This is a genomic window from Enterobacter sp. BNK-8, from assembly GCF_048685095.1.
GTDB lineage: Bacteria > Pseudomonadota > Gammaproteobacteria > Enterobacterales > Enterobacteriaceae > Enterobacter > Enterobacter quasiroggenkampii.
In genome coordinates this window covers 3,877,915-3,893,745 of the sequence record NZ_JBLQTN010000001.1, presented here as the reverse complement: position 1 = coordinate 3,893,745, position 15,831 = coordinate 3,877,915, and the positions used below count along the sequence as shown (strand labels likewise).

The 15,831-nt window shown below is 55.1% G+C and carries 21 protein-coding genes; 11 read left to right on the top strand and 10 right to left on the bottom strand.

Annotated elements, in window-relative coordinates:
* Window positions 1-37: 37 nt before the first annotated feature.
* From lptB to ACMGGU_RS18825, 6 genes are read right to left on the bottom strand one after another with little or no spacing between them, the layout of a single operon-like run.
* Window positions 38-763: an LPS export ABC transporter ATP-binding protein gene (gene lptB / locus ACMGGU_RS18850; protein WP_008501446.1), complete on the bottom strand. Its 726-nt coding sequence runs from the start codon at window positions 761-763 to the stop codon at window positions 38-40.
* Between the two features lie 6 nt (window positions 764-769).
* On the bottom strand, window positions 770-1,324 hold the full coding sequence (gene lptA / locus ACMGGU_RS18845; protein WP_020883526.1) for a lipopolysaccharide ABC transporter substrate-binding protein LptA: 555 nt from the start codon (window positions 1,322-1,324) through the stop codon (window positions 770-772).
* A complete protein-coding gene (gene lptC, locus ACMGGU_RS18840; RefSeq protein WP_024906353.1) occupies window positions 1,293-1,868 on the bottom strand; it encodes an LPS export ABC transporter periplasmic protein LptC in 576 nt (191 codons plus the stop codon). Before lptC ends, lptA begins: the two co-directional genes overlap by 32 nt.
* Window positions 1,865-2,431, bottom strand: a complete 567-nt coding sequence (gene kdsC / locus ACMGGU_RS18835) for a 3-deoxy-manno-octulosonate-8-phosphatase KdsC (protein WP_008501449.1) — start codon at window positions 2,429-2,431, stop codon at window positions 1,865-1,867. Before kdsC ends, lptC begins: the two co-directional genes overlap by 4 nt.
* Before the next feature lie 14 nt (window positions 2,432-2,445).
* A complete protein-coding gene (gene kdsD / locus ACMGGU_RS18830) occupies window positions 2,446-3,432 on the bottom strand; it encodes an arabinose-5-phosphate isomerase KdsD (protein ID WP_008501450.1) in 987 nt (328 codons plus the stop codon).
* Window positions 3,433-3,445: 13 nt separating this feature from the next.
* Window positions 3,446-4,423, bottom strand: coding sequence for a calcium/sodium antiporter (locus ACMGGU_RS18825; RefSeq protein ID WP_045334591.1), 978 nt, complete (start codon window positions 4,421-4,423; stop codon window positions 3,446-3,448).
* Window positions 4,424-4,650: 227 nt separating this feature from the next.
* On the opposite strand from ACMGGU_RS18825, the gene mlaF reads away from it, so the two are divergent.
* The 7 genes from mlaF (at window position 4,651) to murA (ending at window position 9,444) form a co-directional block, all read left to right on the top strand.
* A complete protein-coding gene (gene mlaF / locus ACMGGU_RS18820) occupies window positions 4,651-5,463 on the top strand; it encodes a phospholipid ABC transporter ATP-binding protein MlaF (protein ID WP_008501452.1) in 813 nt (270 codons plus the stop codon).
* A gap of 7 nt (window positions 5,464-5,470) precedes the next feature.
* On the top strand, window positions 5,471-6,253 hold the full coding sequence (mlaE, locus tag ACMGGU_RS18815; protein WP_010436044.1) for a lipid asymmetry maintenance ABC transporter permease subunit MlaE: 783 nt from the start codon (window positions 5,471-5,473) through the stop codon (window positions 6,251-6,253).
* Between the two features lie 4 nt (window positions 6,254-6,257).
* Window positions 6,258-6,806, top strand: a complete 549-nt coding sequence (mlaD, locus tag ACMGGU_RS18810; protein WP_008501455.1) for an outer membrane lipid asymmetry maintenance protein MlaD — start codon at window positions 6,258-6,260, stop codon at window positions 6,804-6,806.
* An 18-nt stretch (window positions 6,807-6,824) separates the two neighbouring features.
* Window positions 6,825-7,460, top strand: coding sequence for a phospholipid-binding protein MlaC (gene mlaC, locus ACMGGU_RS18805; RefSeq protein WP_045910107.1), 636 nt, complete (start codon window positions 6,825-6,827; stop codon window positions 7,458-7,460).
* Window positions 7,460-7,753, top strand: a complete 294-nt coding sequence (gene mlaB, locus ACMGGU_RS18800; protein WP_420300843.1) for a lipid asymmetry maintenance protein MlaB — start codon at window positions 7,460-7,462, stop codon at window positions 7,751-7,753. The genes mlaC and mlaB overlap by 1 nt, the downstream gene beginning before the upstream one ends.
* Window positions 7,754-7,879: 126 nt before the next feature.
* A complete protein-coding gene (ibaG, locus tag ACMGGU_RS18795) occupies window positions 7,880-8,134 on the top strand; it encodes a BolA family iron metabolism protein IbaG (protein WP_420300842.1) in 255 nt (84 codons plus the stop codon).
* 50 nt (window positions 8,135-8,184) lie between these two features.
* Complete coding sequence (gene murA / locus ACMGGU_RS18790; protein WP_045910105.1) at window positions 8,185-9,444, top strand: UDP-N-acetylglucosamine 1-carboxyvinyltransferase; 1,260 nt, start codon at window positions 8,185-8,187, stop codon at window positions 9,442-9,444.
* A gap of 61 nt (window positions 9,445-9,505) precedes the next feature.
* Here the strand turns inward: murA and sfsB are convergent, their stop codons facing one another.
* Complete coding sequence (gene sfsB / locus ACMGGU_RS18785) at window positions 9,506-9,793, bottom strand: DNA-binding transcriptional regulator SfsB (RefSeq protein WP_420300841.1); 288 nt, start codon at window positions 9,791-9,793, stop codon at window positions 9,506-9,508.
* Window positions 9,794-10,022: 229 nt separating this feature from the next.
* On the bottom strand, window positions 10,023-10,994 hold the full coding sequence (gene ispB, locus ACMGGU_RS18780; RefSeq protein WP_420300840.1) for an octaprenyl diphosphate synthase: 972 nt from the start codon (window positions 10,992-10,994) through the stop codon (window positions 10,023-10,025).
* Window positions 10,995-11,251: 257 nt separating this feature from the next.
* Between ispB and rplU the strand changes: the two genes are divergently transcribed.
* From rplU to cgtA, 4 genes are all read left to right on the top strand, one after another.
* Window positions 11,252-11,563: a 50S ribosomal protein L21 gene (gene rplU / locus ACMGGU_RS18775; protein ID WP_003025032.1), complete on the top strand. Its 312-nt coding sequence runs from the start codon at window positions 11,252-11,254 to the stop codon at window positions 11,561-11,563.
* Between the two features lie 19 nt (window positions 11,564-11,582).
* Window positions 11,583-11,840 carry a 50S ribosomal protein L27 gene (gene rpmA, locus ACMGGU_RS18770; protein ID WP_004385076.1) on the top strand — a complete coding sequence of 86 codons (258 nt, stop codon included), beginning with the start codon at window positions 11,583-11,585 and terminating at the stop codon, window positions 11,838-11,840.
* Window positions 11,841-11,936: 96 nt separating this feature from the next.
* Window positions 11,937-12,902: a DMT family transporter gene (locus ACMGGU_RS18765; RefSeq protein ID WP_111964967.1), complete on the top strand. Its 966-nt coding sequence runs from the start codon at window positions 11,937-11,939 to the stop codon at window positions 12,900-12,902.
* A 15-nt stretch (window positions 12,903-12,917) separates the two neighbouring features.
* Window positions 12,918-14,093: an Obg family GTPase CgtA gene (gene cgtA, locus ACMGGU_RS18760; RefSeq protein WP_111967957.1), complete on the top strand. Its 1,176-nt coding sequence runs from the start codon at window positions 12,918-12,920 to the stop codon at window positions 14,091-14,093.
* A gap of 33 nt (window positions 14,094-14,126) precedes the next feature.
* Here cgtA and pmrB read toward each other — a convergent pair whose 3' ends face one another.
* Both pmrB and pmrA read right to left on the bottom strand, forming a co-directional pair.
* The gene (gene pmrB, locus ACMGGU_RS18755; protein WP_126534121.1) at window positions 14,127-15,170 is read right to left on the bottom strand and encodes a two-component system sensor histidine kinase PmrB; all 1,044 of its coding nucleotides are present in this window, start codon (window positions 15,168-15,170) and stop codon (window positions 14,127-14,129) included.
* Window positions 15,167-15,829 (bottom strand): two-component system response regulator PmrA, encoded by a 663-nt coding sequence (gene pmrA / locus ACMGGU_RS18750; RefSeq protein ID WP_024906362.1) that lies wholly within the window; start codon window positions 15,827-15,829, stop codon window positions 15,167-15,169. The genes pmrB and pmrA overlap by 4 nt, the downstream gene beginning before the upstream one ends.
* Window positions 15,830-15,831 lie beyond the last annotated feature (2 nt).

Here is a 15,831-nt window from a genome sequence, read left to right as displayed (position 1 = left end):
TTTTTCTCCGGTTCGGCGTTACGTTACCTCTACCCTATCAGAGTCTGAAGTCTTCCCCAAGATAGACGCGCTTAACATGATCGTCTTCGAGGATCTGCTGCGGCGTACCGTGGGCGATCAGATTGCCCTGGCTCACAATATAGGCGCGTTCACACACGGCCAGCGTTTCACGCACGTTGTGGTCGGTGATCAGTACGCCAAGCCCGCTGTCGCGCAGGTGTTCAATGATACGTTTGATGTCGATAACGGAGATCGGGTCAACGCCCGCAAACGGTTCATCCAGCAGGATAAATTTCGGGTTTGCGGCCAGCGCACGCGCAATCTCAACACGACGGCGTTCGCCCCCGGAGAGTGCCTGACCGAGGCTGTCGCGCAGATGCTCGATGTGGAACTCTTCCATCAGCTCGTTGGCACGATCCTGACGCTGTTCGTTGGTCAGATCGTTACGAATTTGCAGGACCGCCATCAGGTTGTCGTAAACGCTGAGACGACGGAAAATGGAGGCTTCCTGCGGCAGATAGCCGATCCCGCGACGCGCGCGCGCGTGCAGCGGCAGAAGGCTGATGTCTTCATCGTCAATGATAATGTTGCCGGCATCGCGCGGCACAATACCCACGACCATGTAGAAGGTTGTCGTTTTACCCGCACCGTTCGGGCCAAGCAGCCCCACGATTTCGCCGGAGTTAACGGTCAGACTGACATCTTCTACGACACGGCGGCCCTTATAGGCCTTCGCGAGATTTTTTGCAGTTAATGTTGCCATAACGAATTAGTTACTCTTCTTCTGTGCCGGGGCCTGGCCCTTGCCTTTATCCTGCAGCTGCGACGGAACCAGAACGGTGGTGACGCGTTTGCCTTTCTCGCTGGAGGCCTGCATTTTTTGCTCTTTAACCAGATAGGTAATCTGGTCGCCGGTAATGTTGCTGTCCAGCTGTTCCAGATAGGCATTGCCGGTCAGGATGACCAGGTCCTTCGCCAGCTCATAGTGCATGTGCGTGGCGCGGCCTTTCACCGGCTTGCCGTTGTCCTGCATCTGGTAGAAGGTCGCCGGATTACCATAGCCATCGATAATCTCTTTGCCCTGCTCGCCACCCGGACGGGTCACGACCACTTTGTCGGCGTTGATTTTGATGGTGCCCTGGGTCATGACGACGTTACCCGTGAAGGTGACGACGTTACCCTGCATATCGAGAGACTGGGTGTCGGACTCGATATGGATCGGCTGGTCGGTATCGCCCGTTACAGCAAGCGCGGGGAGACTGGTCGCCAGCATCGCGCTGGCGATAATTACTTTAAGGCTGAGTTTGTTTGTTTTGAATTTCATAGGAGGTTCTAACCTTTTCAATCAGCTCGGCGTTCTTGCTGCGTAAGTTCCCGCGCATTCTCAAACCGCTGGAATTAAATGTTGTGCCATACAGTGTGACCAGATCCTGCGACGTCACGTCCTGGGTTACCAGGTTGATCTGGGCATTATCCGTCGTAATTTTTCGCAGTTGCGAGTCGGCGGTCAGGGCGTTGACTTCAACGTGACCATACAGATAAAGCATACGGTCATTTGTCAGTTTTGCCCGATCTGACTTAATTGACCACGTCGGCACTTTGTCCTTATCAAAGGTGGTCATGACAGGCTGGGTAAACCACGAAATACCGTCATCTGAAAAATATTCAACATGCTGGGCAATCAGGCGATAGTTCAGCGCGCCTTCCGGGCTGTAGACCACGGTGTCGCTGTGATCGCTTTTATAGGTTGGATCGTTATTGTTGATCACTTCCGTTTGCGTATCGTCGCGATCGGCAAGGTTCACGCCAATCAATACCAGTGCGACAAGCGAAAGCAAAATGATAATCCAACGTCTGGTTTTACTCATATCGATTGCCCTTTGGCCTCATCAAGCTTGCCCTGCGCCAGCAGAAGCAGATCGCAGACTTCACGGACAGCGCCGCGGCCACCGTTGATGTGGGTAACGTAGTCGGCGCGCGGGATCAGCAGCGGATGCGCATCGGCAACGGCGATGCTCAGCCCAACTTCAGCCATCACGGGCCAGTCAATCAGGTCGTCCCCGACGTAGGCCACGTTTTCCGGCGCGATAGCCAGTTTACCCAGTAAATCATTGAACGCTGCCATCTTATCGGACTGGCCCTGATACAGATGGGTAATACCTAAGGTTTCACAGCGGTCTTCTACCAGTTTAGCGTTTCGCCCGGTGATGATCGCCACCTCAATCCCCGAGGTGAGCGCACAGCGGATACCGTAGCCATCGCGAACGTTAAACGCCTTCAGCTCTTCACCATTATTGCCCATGTAAATCAGGCCGTCGGAGAGGACCCCATCCACATCCAGGATCAGCAGACGAATGTTTTCCGCCTTTGCCATCATCTGTGTACTGACCGGCCCATAACAGGTTGCAAGGGATGCACCCGCATTACTCATTGTCTTATCCTTCATTACACTACGCCTGCGCGCAGCAGATCATGCATATGTACCACACCCAGCAACTGGTCGCCATCGGCAACCATAACGGAGGTGATATGGCGGGACTGCATCAGGTTCAGCACGTCCACGGCCAGCGTACCCGGACGGACGCGGATGCCGCCGGGCGTCATCACATCGGCAATACCGAGCGTGCGGACATCGACACCCATATCGAACACGCGACGCAGGTCGCCATCGGTGAAGATCCCCTGAATTTTCATCAGATCGTCGCACACGACCGTCATCCCCAGATTCTTGCGGGTGATTTCCAGCAGCGCATCACGCAGGGAGGCTTCTTTACTGACGTGAGGGATCTCATCCCCGGTGTGCATAATATCGTTTACCCGCAGCAGGAGCTTGCGCCCGAGCGCGCCGCCCGGGTGGGACAGCGCGAAATCTTCCGGCGTAAAGCCACGGGCTTCCAGCAGCGCAACGGCAAGGGCATCGCCCATAACCAGTGCCGCGGTGGTGCTGGAGGTCGGCGCCAGGCCGAGTGGACAGGCCTCCTTGGGAACCTTCACGCACAGGTGAATATCGGCGGCGCGCGCCATGCTGCTTTCCGGACGGCTGGTCATGCAAATCAGCGGCACCTGCAGTCGCTTCAGTACCGGGATCAGCGCCAGGATTTCATTGGACTCACCGGAGTTGGAGAGTGCGATGACGATATCCTGCGGCGTGACCATACCCAGGTCCCCGTGCGCGGCTTCCCCCGGGTGGACAAAGAAGGACGAGGTGCCGGTACTGGCAAAGGTTGCCGCCATTTTGCGTCCAATGTGGCCGGACTTGCCCATCCCCATCACCACGACTTTGCCGGCACAGTAGAATATCTTCTCACATGCCAGACTAAAATCCTGATTTATGTACTGATCTAACTGCGCCAGACCTTCACGTTCAATCTCCAGAACGTCTTTGCCTGCTTTCTGAAAGTCAAAACCCGGCTGCAATTCTATTTGCGACATAATGCGTTTCCGTTTACCCAGAGAGAAGAGGCGAGAGCCAGTACAGCATCGCCATCCATACGATAAATCCACCCGTCAGCAGCGCGCCTGCGCCTTTACCGATCTGTCGTTGCCGCCGCCAGCAGAGCAGGGCAAAAATCACGCTGACCAGCAACATCACGCCGTAATCACGTGAGAACGCCAGGGGATTAAAGGGCCCTGGCGAAATCAGGGCCGGCAGGCCCATCACAATGGCGATATTAAAAATGTTAGAGCCGATGATATTACCAATGGCAATGTCATCCTCACCTTTACGGGCCCCCGCAATGGCGGTGGCCAGCTCCGGCAGGCTGGTGCCGATGGCAATCACCGTCAGGCCAATGGTCAGCTCGCTGATGGCAAAATAGTTCGCCAGCACCGTCGCGTTATCCACGACCATGCGCGTTGCCATCGGCATGATGATCAGCGCGACGCCCAGCCAGAGCAGGGCAACAGGCAGCGTGCCTTCTCGTGGAAGCTCGGCGACCTGCTCACGCGTGAGGCTATCCTGACCCTGCTTTTCAGCCTGACGGGCGATTTTAACACTATACAGCAGCCAAATAACGGCCAGCGCCAGCAAGAAAATGCCGTCGCTGTAGCTCAGTACGCCATCGTAAAATACGCACCCTGCCAGCAGGCTTACGAGTAACATTAGCGGCAATTCACGGCGCAGAACATCAGAATGCACGCGAAATGGATGGAGCAGCGCGGCCAGGCCCAAAATCAATAAAATATTGACGATGTTAGAGCCAATCGCGGTGCCGACTGCCAGGTCTACCTGGCCATGCAGCGATGCCGAGACAGAGACGATGATTTCAGGAAGTGACGTTCCTACGCTGACCACGGTCATCCCGATGACGACAGGCGGTACGCCACTCAGGCGACACAGGATAGATGCAGCAAACACTAAACGGTCAGCACTGTAGACCACCAACAGTAAACCAATTATTAACAGTGCTGTTGCTAAAAGCATCAAAAGTCCTTTCTTCAGGTATACTCGTCGGTCCATTGCTCGGGAATGGCTGGACTGCATACAGTCTGAGGCGTAACGAATTCCTAATTTTGACTTTATGCGCCGGAAAAGTAAAACAAATGCCAGCTTTCGCTAACCTCTACGGTTATTATTCTGTAAAAATGCTGAGTTTAGGGCTGATTCAGGCTACATGCCTTAACGTGAGCAGGATAAGAAAGGAACCATAAATGAGCCAAACTATGGCGAATTTAGTCGATGTCCGCGGGGTGAGTTTTTCTCGCGCCAACAGATTGATATTTGATGATATTTCGTTGACCGTGCCGCGTGGCAAGATCACTGCCATCATGGGGCCGTCCGGGATCGGTAAAACGACCCTGCTTCGCCTTATTGGTGGGCAGATCCCACCGGATAGCGGTGAGATCCTCTTTGATGGCGAAAACATCCCGGAGATGTCACGCTCGCGCCTGTATACTGTTCGCAAACGCATGAGCATGCTCTTTCAGTCGGGGGCCTTGTTCACCGACATGAACGTCTTTGATAACGTGGCCTATCCGCTGCGCGAGCATACCAGCCTGCCGCCTGCGCTGCTGAAAAGCACGGTGATGATGAAGCTTGAAGCCGTCGGGCTGCGGGGCGCCGCGAAACTGATGCCTTCGGAGCTGTCCGGCGGGATGGCGCGTCGTGCCGCGCTCGCGCGCGCCATCGCACTAGAACCTGATTTAATCATGTTCGACGAACCGTTTGTCGGGCAGGATCCCATCACGATGGGCGTGCTGGTGAAGCTCATCTCTGAACTGAATAGCGCGCTTGGCGTCACCTGCATTGTGGTGTCTCACGATGTACCTGAAGTGCTGAGCATTGCCGATTACGCCTACATCGTAGCGGACAAAAAGATCGTCGCACACGGTAGCGCCCAGGCGCTGCAGGAAAATTGCGATCCACGCGTGCGGCAGTTCCTTGACGGTATTGCCGATGGCCCTGTGCCGTTCCGCTACCCGGCGGGCGACTATCGTGACGATTTACTGGGAATAGGGAGTTAAGCCACTCATGCTGTTAAATGCGTTGGCCGCTCTCGGACACCGTGGCATAAAAACCATCAGGACGTTCGGGCGTGCCGGATTGATGTTATTCAACGCGCTGGTCGGCAAACCGGAATTCCGTAAGCACGCGCCGCTATTGGTGCGGCAGCTTTATAATGTCGGCGTGCTGTCGATGCTCATCATCATTGTCTCCGGTCTGTTTATCGGGATGGTGCTGGGTCTGCAGGGCTACCTGGTGCTGACTACCTACAGTGCGGAAACCAGCCTCGGGATGCTGGTGGCGCTCTCGCTGCTGCGTGAACTGGGGCCCGTTGTGGCGGCGCTGTTGTTCGCCGGGCGCGCGGGGTCAGCCTTAACCGCTGAAATTGGCCTGATGCGCGCGACCGAGCAGCTCTCCAGCATGGAGATGATGGCGGTCGATCCGCTGCGTCGCGTGATCTCGCCGCGTTTCTGGGCGGGGGTCATCTCTTTACCGCTGCTGACGATTCTGTTTGTCGCCGTGGGTATCTGGGGCGGTTCGCTGGTTGGCGTGCACTGGAAAGGCATTGACGCCGGTTTCTTCTGGTCTGCCATGCAGGACGCCATTGACCTGCGAATGGATCTGGTTAACTGCCTGATTAAGAGCGTGGTATTTGCCATTACGGTTACCTGGATTGCATTGTTTAATGGTTACGATGCGATTCCGACGTCGGCGGGCATTAGCCGCGCTACTACACGTACAGTCGTTCATTCGTCGCTGGCCGTACTGGGTCTGGATTTTGTGCTCACCGCACTGATGTTTGGGAATTGAGTTCATGCAAACGAGAAAAAATGAAATTTGGGTCGGTGTATTCCTGCTGCTGGCGCTGCTGGCCGCGCTGTTTATCTGCCTGAGAGCGGCAGATATCACGTCTGTACGCACCGAGCCGACGTATCGCATCTATGCCACCTTCGATAACATCGGCGGGCTGAAGGCGCGTTCACCGGTCCGTATTGGCGGCGTGGTGATCGGCCGCGTATCTGACATTACGCTGGATGAGAAGACCTATCTGCCGCGCGTCGCGATGGATATCGAAGAGCGTTACAACCACATTCCGGACACCAGCTCCCTGTCTATCCGGACTTCCGGTCTGCTGGGCGAACAATATCTGGCGCTTAACGTCGGTTTTGAAGACCCCGAGCTGGGAACGACTATCCTTAAGGACGGGAGCGTGATCCAGGACACCAAGTCCGCCATGGTGCTGGAAGATATGATTGGTCAGTTCCTTTACAACAGTAAAGGGGATGATAAAAAGTCTGACAATGCCCCTGCGCAGAGTGAAGACCATACCAACGCTGCGCCGACCCCAGGTGCTGCGAATTAATATCAGGAGAAGTCATTCATGTTTAAACGACTGTTAATGGTTGCCATGCTGGTCATCGCCCCTCTCACCGCGGTGCACGCGGCGGATCAGAGTAACCCGTACAAACTGATGGACGAGGCCGCGAAGAAAACCTTCGATCGTCTTAAAAACGAGCAGCCTAAGATTCGTGCTAATCCTGATTACCTGCGTGATGTGGTTGACCAGGAGCTGCTGCCGTACGTGCAGATTAAATATGCGGGAGCGCTGGTGCTGGGCCGCTATTACAAAGACGCGACCCCGGCGCAGCGTGAGGCCTATTTTGCCGCTTTCCGTGAATACCTGAAGCAGGCTTATGGTCAGGCGCTGGCAATGTACCACGGTCAGACCTATCAGATCGCCCCGGAGCAGCCGCTGGGTGATGCGACCATCGTCCCTATTCGCGTAACGATCAACGATCCTAACGGCCGTCCGCCGGTGCGTCTGGATTTCCAGTGGCGTAAAAACAGCCAGACCGGCCACTGGCAGGCGTATGACATGATCGCCGAAGGCGTAAGCATGATCACCACCAAACAGAACGAGTGGAGTGACCTGCTGCGCACCAAGGGAATTGATGGCCTGACCGCGCAGCTGCAGTCCATTGCTCGTCAGAAAATCACGCTGGACGAGAAGAAGTAATGTCACAGCAACTCAGCTGGTCGCGTGAAGGCGAGACATTAAAGCTGTCCGGTGAGCTGGATCAGGATCTGCTGAACCCCTTATGGGATAAACGCCATGAGGCCATGCAGGGCGTGACGCTCATTGACTTAACTGACGTCACGCGGGTGGATACGGCAGGCGTTGCGCTGCTTGCCCATCTGGTTGCAGTAGGGAAAAAGCTGGGGGCGAGCGTCACGCTTCGCGGCGCGAGCGAGAATGTCGTGACCCTTGCGCAGCTCTACAATCTCCCTCAGGACGTATTGCCTCGTTAATATTTTCAGTGCGTTACTTCCGAAAGCCCTGACAGTTTCATCGTCGGGGCTTTTTGCTTGTTTAAGACGACGCCACTTTGCTCTAAGATGTTGGGCTTGTTTTCACTATCAGATGATTAAGAACCCATGGAAAATCATGAAATCCAGACAGTGCTGATGAATGCACTCTCCCTTCAGGAAGCCCACGTCACTGGCGATGGCAGTCACTTCCAGGTTATTGCTGTGGGTGAGATGTTCGACGGTATGAGCCGTGTGAAGAAACAGCAGGCTGTGTACGCGCCGCTGATGGAATATATTGCGGATAACCGCATCCACGCCCTGTCGATTAAAGCGTACACCCCGCAAGAGTGGGCACGCGATCGCAAACTAAACGGTTTTTGAGCTGAGGGCGACAGGCCCGCAGCACGGTTGAATTTATAAGAGAGCACACAATGGATAAATTTCGTGTACAGGGGCCAACGCGTCTCCAGGGCGAAGTCACAATTTCTGGCGCGAAAAACGCCGCGCTGCCCATCCTCTTTGCTGCGCTGCTCGCGGAAGAGCCGGTAGAGATTCAGAACGTACCGAAGCTGAAAGATATCGACACCACCATGAAGCTGCTCACCCAGTTGGGCACGAAAGTCGAGCGTAACGGTTCCGTCTGGATCGATGCCAGCAAGGTGAACAACTTCTCTGCGCCTTACGATCTGGTGAAAACCATGCGTGCTTCCATCTGGGCGCTTGGCCCACTGGTGGCGCGTTTCGGTCAGGGTCAGGTTTCGCTGCCAGGTGGCTGCGCCATCGGTGCGCGTCCGGTTGACCTGCACATCTTTGGTCTGGAAAAACTGGGCGCAGAGATCAAGCTGGAAGAAGGCTACGTTAAAGCGTCCGTCAATGGTCGTCTGAAAGGCGCGCACATTGTTATGGACAAAGTGAGCGTAGGCGCAACGGTAACCATTATGTCTGCGGCAACGCTGGCAGAAGGGACCACTATCATCGAAAACGCCGCGCGCGAACCGGAAATTGTGGATACCGCCAACTTCCTCGTGGCGCTGGGTGCGAAGATCTCCGGTCAGGGTACCGACCGTATCACCATCGAAGGCGTTGAACGTCTGGGCGGGGGGGTCTATCGCGTACTGCCGGACCGTATCGAAACCGGTACCTTCCTGGTCGCTGCCGCGATCTCTGGCGGGAAGATTGTTTGTCGCAACGCACAGCCTGATACGCTGGATGCGGTGCTGGCGAAACTGCGTGATGCCGGAGCGGATATCGAAATCGGTGAAGACTGGATCAGCCTCGATATGCATGGACAGCGTCCAAAAGCGGTCAATGTGCGTACGGCGCCACACCCGGCGTTCCCAACGGACATGCAGGCGCAGTTCACCTTGTTGAACCTGGTCGCCGAAGGGACTGGCTTCATCACTGAAACCATTTTCGAGAACCGCTTTATGCACGTACCGGAGCTGATCCGTATGGGTGCACGTGCTGAGATCGAAAGTAATACCGTGATTTGCCATGGCGTTGAGACACTGTCCGGCGCTCAGGTGATGGCAACCGATCTGCGTGCGTCTGCCAGCCTGGTGTTGGCGGGTTGTATCGCGGAAGGTACAACGATCGTGGATCGTATTTATCACATCGATCGTGGCTATGAGCGTATCGAAGATAAACTGCGCGCGCTGGGTGCCAATATCGAGCGTGTGAAGGGCGAGTAATCGTTCCGGCAGCCCCCTGCCAGACATGACCGGGGGGTTGCTGTTCCTGTCAAAAAACGCGTTATTCCTGCGGTTCTTTTTTTATTTTTCTCTGGCGAATCATGCGCGATCTGTCGATAAATTCATGGGTAACGGGATCGTGGTAGCGCGAAGGCCAAATCACCCACGGATGCGTATCCAGCGCCGTCGCGATAATTAATTCTCCTTTTGGCCAGGGGCGGGTGAGGGCGTTTGCCAGAGTTGAAGAACTCAGTCCATGGCGGCGGGACTCTGCTGCCAGTGAAGTGCCTCTTTTGCGCAGTGCGGCAATAATATCAGCCGTGTGCCAGTCGATAAATTTCGTATCCATAACGCCGTCCTTAAGTTCGGATTCACCTACGCCGTTTCTTCTGAAACGACGGGTTTACTATACCCATTTCGAACTCTTGTTCTAAAAAGTTCGCGTTACTTGAAGGAATATTCAGAATAAGACACGGCTTTATTCATGCGGTCTCTAAACCGATGAATTTACGTGAATGCGGAATTTACGGGTGTGTACTGGAATCTCCCCGCCAGGAACGCGGGGAGAGAAAGCAAGATTAACGGTCGCGGTGAACGGCGATGTGGGCAAGACCAATCAGTGCCTCGCGCCATGGGCTGTCGGGAATGACCTGGAGTGCTTCGATGGCTTTGTCGGCTTCTTCTTCCGCACGCTGACGCGTCCATTCCAGCGAGCCGCAGATCGCCATGGTTTCAAGCACAGGTTCCAGAAGATGGCGACCATTTCCCTGCTCAATCGCTTCACGGATCATTTTCGCCTGATCTGCCGTTCCGTTACGCATGGCGTGGAGCAGCGGCAGGGTCGGTTTGCCTTCGTTCAGGTCATCGCCAACGTTTTTGCCGAGCGTCTCGCCGTCCGCACTGTAGTCCAGCAGATCGTCAATCAGCTGGAAGGCTGTGCCCAGATAGCGGCCATAGTCCTGCAGGCCTTTTTCCTGTGCTTCGGTACAGCCAGCCAAAATGCCGGAACACTGGGCCGCCGCTTCAAACAGACGCGCGGTTTTGCTGTAGATGACGCGCATGTAGTTTTCTTCGGTGATGTCCGGGTCGTTGACGTTCATCAGCTGCAGCACTTCGCCTTCAGCGATGACGTTAACGGCTTCAGACATTACTTCCAGCACTTTCAGGGAACCCAGGCTGGTCATCATCTGGAAGGCGCGGGTATAGATAAAATCCCCCACCAGGACGCTGGCTGCGTTTCCGAACGCGGCGTTAGCCGTGGCTTTGCCACGACGCATATCCGATTCATCCACCACATCGTCGTGCAGAAGCGTCGCCGTGTGGATAAATTCGATGAGCGCTGCGATAGTGATGTGAGCATTTCCCTGATAACCAACGGCTCTGGCAGCCAGAATGGCAATCATCGGACGAATGCGTTTACCGCCGCCGCTGACAATGTAATAGCCCAACTGATTGATCAGCTGAACGTCAGAGTTGAGTTGCTCCAGGATTGCTGCATTCACACCCGCCATATCTTGCGCGGTTAACTCGTTGATTTTTTCTAAATTCATCGCAAAAGCCGGGCTTTTTATCCTGTTGATCCCATCTACAATGGGGTAACGAAGGGTTTCGGTTTATCAATAGTAGTGCTGATTGTACTGAAAAAACGGCTCAGATAAACGTTACCGTACGTGTTGTGTTTTTTTTCTTCATGTATTGACGGTAGCACTTGTCAAAGGCTCGCGTTTTGCGTAATATTCGCGCCCTATTGTGAATATTTATAGCGCACTCTGATTCATACGAGGACGTGCGCGGAAGCGGAGTTTATATGTACGCGGTTTTCCAAAGTGGTGGTAAACAACACCGAGTAAGCGAAGGTCAGACCGTTCGCCTGGAAAAGCTGGACATCGCAACTGGCGAATCTGTTGAGTTCGCGGAAGTTCTGATGATCGCAAACGGTGAAGAAGTCAAAATCGGCGTTCCTTTCGTTGATGGCGGCGTTATCAAAGCTGAAGTTGTTGCACACGGTCGTGGCGAGAAAGTTAAAATCGTTAAGTTTCGTCGTCGTAAGCACTACCGTAAGCAGCAGGGCCACCGTCAGTGGTTCACTGATGTGAAAATTACTGGCATCAGCGCCTAAGACCTGAGGAGAGATTTAAATGGCACATAAAAAGGCTGGCGGCTCCACACGTAACGGTCGCGATTCAGAAGCTAAACGCCTGGGCGTTAAGCGTTTCGGTGGCGAATCCGTTCTGGCGGGTAGCATCATCGTTCGTCAACGTGGTACCAAATTCCACGCTGGCAACAACGTAGGTTGCGGTCGTGACCACACTCTGTTTGCTAAAGCAGACGGTAAAGTGAAATTTGAAGTTAAAGGCCCGAACAACCGTAAATACATCAGCATCGTTGCTGAGTAAGGTTTTCTCGGTCCGGTAACGGATTAAAGCCCCGCAACCTGTTGCGGGGCTTTTTACATTGGAAACCCGGTAATTTTTTCTGTAGGGAAAACGGGCATGAAGCAGCAGGCCGGCATAGGAATTCTTTTGGCGCTCACAACCGCAATGTGCTGGGGTGCGCTGCCAATTGCAATGAAGCAGGTACTGGAAGTGATGGAACCCCCTACGGTGGTCTTTTATCGCTTTCTGATGGCAAGCATCGGCCTTGGGGCGATTCTGGCCATCAAAGGTAAGCTTCCACCCTTGCGGCTCTTCCGTAAACCGCGCTGGCTGGTGCTGCTGGCTATCGCGACGGGCGGTCTGTTCGGTAACTTCATCCTGTTCAGCTCTTCCCTGCAATATCTCAGCCCCACGGCGTCGCAGGTGATTGGTCAGCTTTCGCCGGTGGGCATGATGATCGCCAGCGTCTTTATCCTCAAGGAGAAGATGCGCGGTACGCAGATTATCGGGGCGAGCATGCTGTTGTGCGGTCTGGTGATGTTCTTCAACACCAGTCTGATCGAGATTTTTACCCGCCTGACGGATTACACATGGGGTGTCATTTTCGGTGTGGGGGCAGCAACGGTCTGGGTGAGCTATGGTGTCGCGCAAAAGGTGTTATTGCGTCGGCTTGCCTCACAGCAGATCCTCTTTTTGCTGTACACTTTGTGTACAATAGCATTGCTGCCATTAGCGAAGCCGGGCGTAATTTCCCAGCTTAGCGACTGGCAACTGGCGTGCCTCATTTTTTGTGGGCTGAACACGCTGGTCGGTTATGGCGCGCTGGCCGAAGCGATGGCGCGCTGGCAGGCAGCACAGGTGAGCGCGTTGATCACGCTTACCCCGCTGTTTACGCTGTTATTTTCAGATTTGTTATCAATGGCCTGGCCCGATGTCTTCGTCAGACCGATGCTCAACCTGTTGGGTTATCTCGGTGCGTTTGTCGTGGTTGCGGGCGCGATGTATTCCGCCATTGGTCATCGTCTCTGGGGACGTTGGCGCAAAAATGAAGCGGTTGTAGTAGTCCCCCGCTCAGGCGAATGAGTTACGGAGAGTAAAATGAAGTTTGTTGATGAAGCGACGATCCTGGTCGTGGCTGGTGATGGCGGCAACGGTTGCGTGAGCTTCCGCCGTGAAAAGTATATCCCTCGTGGCGGTCCTGATGGCGGCGACGGTGGGGATGGTGGTGACGTGTGGCTGGAGGCGGATGAGAACCTCAACACGCTGATCGACTACCGTTTCGAAAAATCCTTCCGCGCTGAACGTGGTCAGAACGGCCAGAGCCGTGACTGTACCGGGAAACGCGGTAAAGACGTCACCATTAAAGTGCCGGTCGGTACGCGTGTGATTGACCAGGGGACGGGTGAAACCATGGGTGATATGACCAAACACGGTCAGCGCCTGATGGTGGCGAAAGGCGGCTGGCACGGTCTGGGTAACAGCCGTTTCAAATCTTCCGTTAACCGTACGCCGCGTCAGAAAACGATGGGTACGCCGGGCGATAAGCGCGACCTGCAGCTGGAGCTGATGCTTCTGGCTGACGTGGGCATGCTGGGTATGCCAAACGCAGGCAAATCGACGTTTATTCGCGCCGTCTCTGCAGCCAAGCCAAAAGTGGCGGACTATCCGTTTACCACGCTGGTACCAAGCCTGGGCGTTGTCCGTATGGATAACGAGAAGAGCTTTGTGGTTGCCGATATTCCGGGTCTGATTGAAGGCGCCGCGGAAGGGGCGGGTCTGGGTATTCGCTTCCTGAAACACCTTGAGCGCTGCCGCGTGCTGCTGCACCTTATCGATATCGATCCTATCGACGGTTCCGATCCGGTTGAAAACGCCCGCATCATCGTTAGCGAGCTGGAGAAATACAGCGAAAAACTGGCGAATAAACCACGCTGGCTGGTCTTCAACAAGATCGACCTGATGGACAAAGCCGAAGCGGAAGCAAAAGCAAAAGCCATTGCTGAAGCGATGGGTTGGGAAGATAAATACTACCTGATCTCTGCGGCAAGCCAGGTCGGCGTGAAAGATCTGTGCTGGGATGTGATGACCTTCATCATTGAGAACCCAATTGTTCAGGCGGAAGAAGTCAAACAGCCTGAAAAAGTCGAATTCATGTGGGATGACTACCACCGCCAGCAGCTCGAAGAGCTGGAAGCGGAAGAAGACGATGAAGACTGGGACGATGACTGGGATGAAGACGACGAAGAAGGCGTCGAGTTCATCTACAAGCACTAATTGCTGTTCAAAGCCCCCGTTATGGGGGCTTTTTTATTCCAGCGTTGCGGGCAGCCAGCAGCTGGCGATTAAACCGCCTTCAGCGCCATTCTCAAGCATCAGCCTGCCGTGGTGGAGCTGGAGGATGCGCTGTACGATACTCAGGCCCAGGCCGCTGCCTCCGTAGCGCTGGTCAAGACGGCGGAATGGCTCGGTAATGGACTGCCGGTGCGCTTCATCAATCCCCGGCCCCTGATCGATAACGCTGATCTGCGTCCCGCCGTCGACCTCGGTTAATGTCACTGTAATCGTTGTCCCTGTCGGGCTGTAGCGCCCGGCATTCTCCAGCAGGTTGCGCAGCATCAGGCGCAGGAGAACGGCGTCTCCCTGAACCGTGAGCGCGCTTTTAGCGGGCCAAATCACCGTATGCTCTTTGGCTTCATGCCCAAGGGCGAGAGGTTCGATGATATTTTCCGTCCAGCTCACGGTTTCGTAGTGGCCGCTCGCCATTGCCTGTCCGGCACGGGCCAGCATCAGCAGCTGTTCGACGGTATGCATGAGCTGATCGATACGGCTAACCAGCGTGGCGGCCTGAGGCGCACCTGACTGCGACATCAGCTCCAGATGGAGCCGGATACCGGCCAGAGGCGTTCTCAGTTCGTGTGCGGCGTCTGCGGTGAAGAGACGCTCCTGCTGAATGGTGCTATCCAGCCGGGCCAGCAGCTGGTTCAGGGAGGTCGTCACCGCGCCAATTTCTTCCATGTCGGAATACATAGGAAGCGGGGTTAAGTTATCGGCTGAGCGGTTAGCGAGGCTGTCGCGGAGCTTATTCAGCGGCCGGGTTATCCAGGTGACGGCCCAGAAGGAGAAGAACAGGGTAAAACCGACCATCACCAGGGAAGGGACCAGCAGCGAGGCAATCGCTTCGCGGATCTCTTTCTCAACGTGATTATTGCGCGCTTTCGCTGACAGCGTTTCGTTGACCAGAAAACCAATCTGTTCACGGCTTTCATGCCACAGCCAGATGACGCTTATCAGCTGGAAAAATAACAGAATGACCGCCAGCAGCACCATCAAACGCCGACGCATGCTGTTCATTTCTGGCTCTCCAGACGGTAGCCGACGCCGCGAACGGTTTTGATCCTGTCTTTGCCGAGCTTACGCCGCAGGTTATGAATATGGACCTCAAGGGTATTTGACCCGGGATCGTCCTGCCAGGAGTAGATATCCTGCTGGAGCGTTTCTCGGTGTACCGTTTGCCCGCTGCGCATAATCAGACGCGTAAGCAAGGCGAACTCTTTTGGCGTCACCTCTACGGCCTGATCCTGACGCAGCACCTGCTGGGTTTGCAAATTCAGCGTAATATCGCCGTCGGTCAGTAAGTTATCACTATGGCCCTGATAGCGGCGAATCAACGCTCGTACCCGGGCCTGCAGCTCCGCGAGCGCAAAAGGCTTCACCAGGTAATCGTCTGCGCCTGCATCGAGGCCGGTGATACGGTCTTCAATGGCATCACGTGCCGTCAGGATCAATACCGGGTTGGCGATGCCGCGACGTCGCCACTGGCTGAGCAGCGTGGCGCCGTCTTTATCCGGCAAGCCCAAATCGAGGATCACCAGGCTGTATTCGCCGCTCTGGATCAGGGCATCCGCCTCTGCTGCGGTGCCTGCACAGTCGAGAGCATACCCTTCATTGGCCAGCCCCAGCGCCAGCCCTTCCTGCAATAACAGATCGTCTTCAACTATAAGTAGTTTCATCG

Excerpts from the sequence above, each read along its gene's own strand:
- ACMGGU_RS18765 (WP_111964967.1), top strand. The coding sequence starts at position 11,937 with ATGAAGCAGCAGGCCGGCATAGGAATTCTTTTGGCGCTCACAACCGCA.
- lptA (WP_020883526.1), bottom strand. The coding sequence starts at position 1,324 with ATGAAATTCAAAACAAACAAACTCAGCCTTAAAGTAATTATCGCCAGC.
- rplU (WP_003025032.1), top strand. The coding sequence starts at position 11,252 with ATGTACGCGGTTTTCCAAAGTGGTGGTAAACAACACCGAGTAAGCGAA.
- ibaG (WP_420300842.1), top strand. The coding sequence starts at position 7,880 with ATGGAAAATCATGAAATCCAGACAGTGCTGATGAATGCACTCTCCCTT.
- mlaB (WP_420300843.1), top strand. The coding sequence starts at position 7,460 with ATGTCACAGCAACTCAGCTGGTCGCGTGAAGGCGAGACATTAAAGCTG.
- kdsD (WP_008501450.1), bottom strand. The coding sequence starts at position 3,432 with ATGTCGCAAATAGAATTGCAGCCGGGTTTTGACTTTCAGAAAGCAGGC.
- mlaF (WP_008501452.1), top strand. The coding sequence starts at position 4,651 with ATGAGCCAAACTATGGCGAATTTAGTCGATGTCCGCGGGGTGAGTTTT.
- lptC (WP_024906353.1), bottom strand. The coding sequence starts at position 1,868 with ATGAGTAAAACCAGACGTTGGATTATCATTTTGCTTTCGCTTGTCGCA.
- lptB (WP_008501446.1), bottom strand. The coding sequence starts at position 763 with ATGGCAACATTAACTGCAAAAAATCTCGCGAAGGCCTATAAGGGCCGC.
- cgtA (WP_111967957.1), top strand. The coding sequence starts at position 12,918 with ATGAAGTTTGTTGATGAAGCGACGATCCTGGTCGTGGCTGGTGATGGC.
- mlaC (WP_045910107.1), top strand. The coding sequence starts at position 6,825 with ATGTTTAAACGACTGTTAATGGTTGCCATGCTGGTCATCGCCCCTCTC.
- pmrA (WP_024906362.1), bottom strand. The coding sequence starts at position 15,829 with ATGAAACTACTTATAGTTGAAGACGATCTGTTATTGCAGGAAGGGCTG.
- kdsC (WP_008501449.1), bottom strand. The coding sequence starts at position 2,431 with ATGAGTAATGCGGGTGCATCCCTTGCAACCTGTTATGGGCCGGTCAGT.
- rpmA (WP_004385076.1), top strand. The coding sequence starts at position 11,583 with ATGGCACATAAAAAGGCTGGCGGCTCCACACGTAACGGTCGCGATTCA.
- mlaE (WP_010436044.1), top strand. The coding sequence starts at position 5,471 with ATGCTGTTAAATGCGTTGGCCGCTCTCGGACACCGTGGCATAAAAACC.
- ispB (WP_420300840.1), bottom strand. The coding sequence starts at position 10,994 with ATGAATTTAGAAAAAATCAACGAGTTAACCGCGCAAGATATGGCGGGT.
- pmrB (WP_126534121.1), bottom strand. The coding sequence starts at position 15,170 with ATGAACAGCATGCGTCGGCGTTTGATGGTGCTGCTGGCGGTCATTCTG.
- murA (WP_045910105.1), top strand. The coding sequence starts at position 8,185 with ATGGATAAATTTCGTGTACAGGGGCCAACGCGTCTCCAGGGCGAAGTC.
- ACMGGU_RS18825 (WP_045334591.1), bottom strand. The coding sequence starts at position 4,423 with ATGCTTTTAGCAACAGCACTGTTAATAATTGGTTTACTGTTGGTGGTC.
- sfsB (WP_420300841.1), bottom strand. The coding sequence starts at position 9,793 with ATGGATACGAAATTTATCGACTGGCACACGGCTGATATTATTGCCGCA.
- mlaD (WP_008501455.1), top strand. The coding sequence starts at position 6,258 with ATGCAAACGAGAAAAAATGAAATTTGGGTCGGTGTATTCCTGCTGCTG.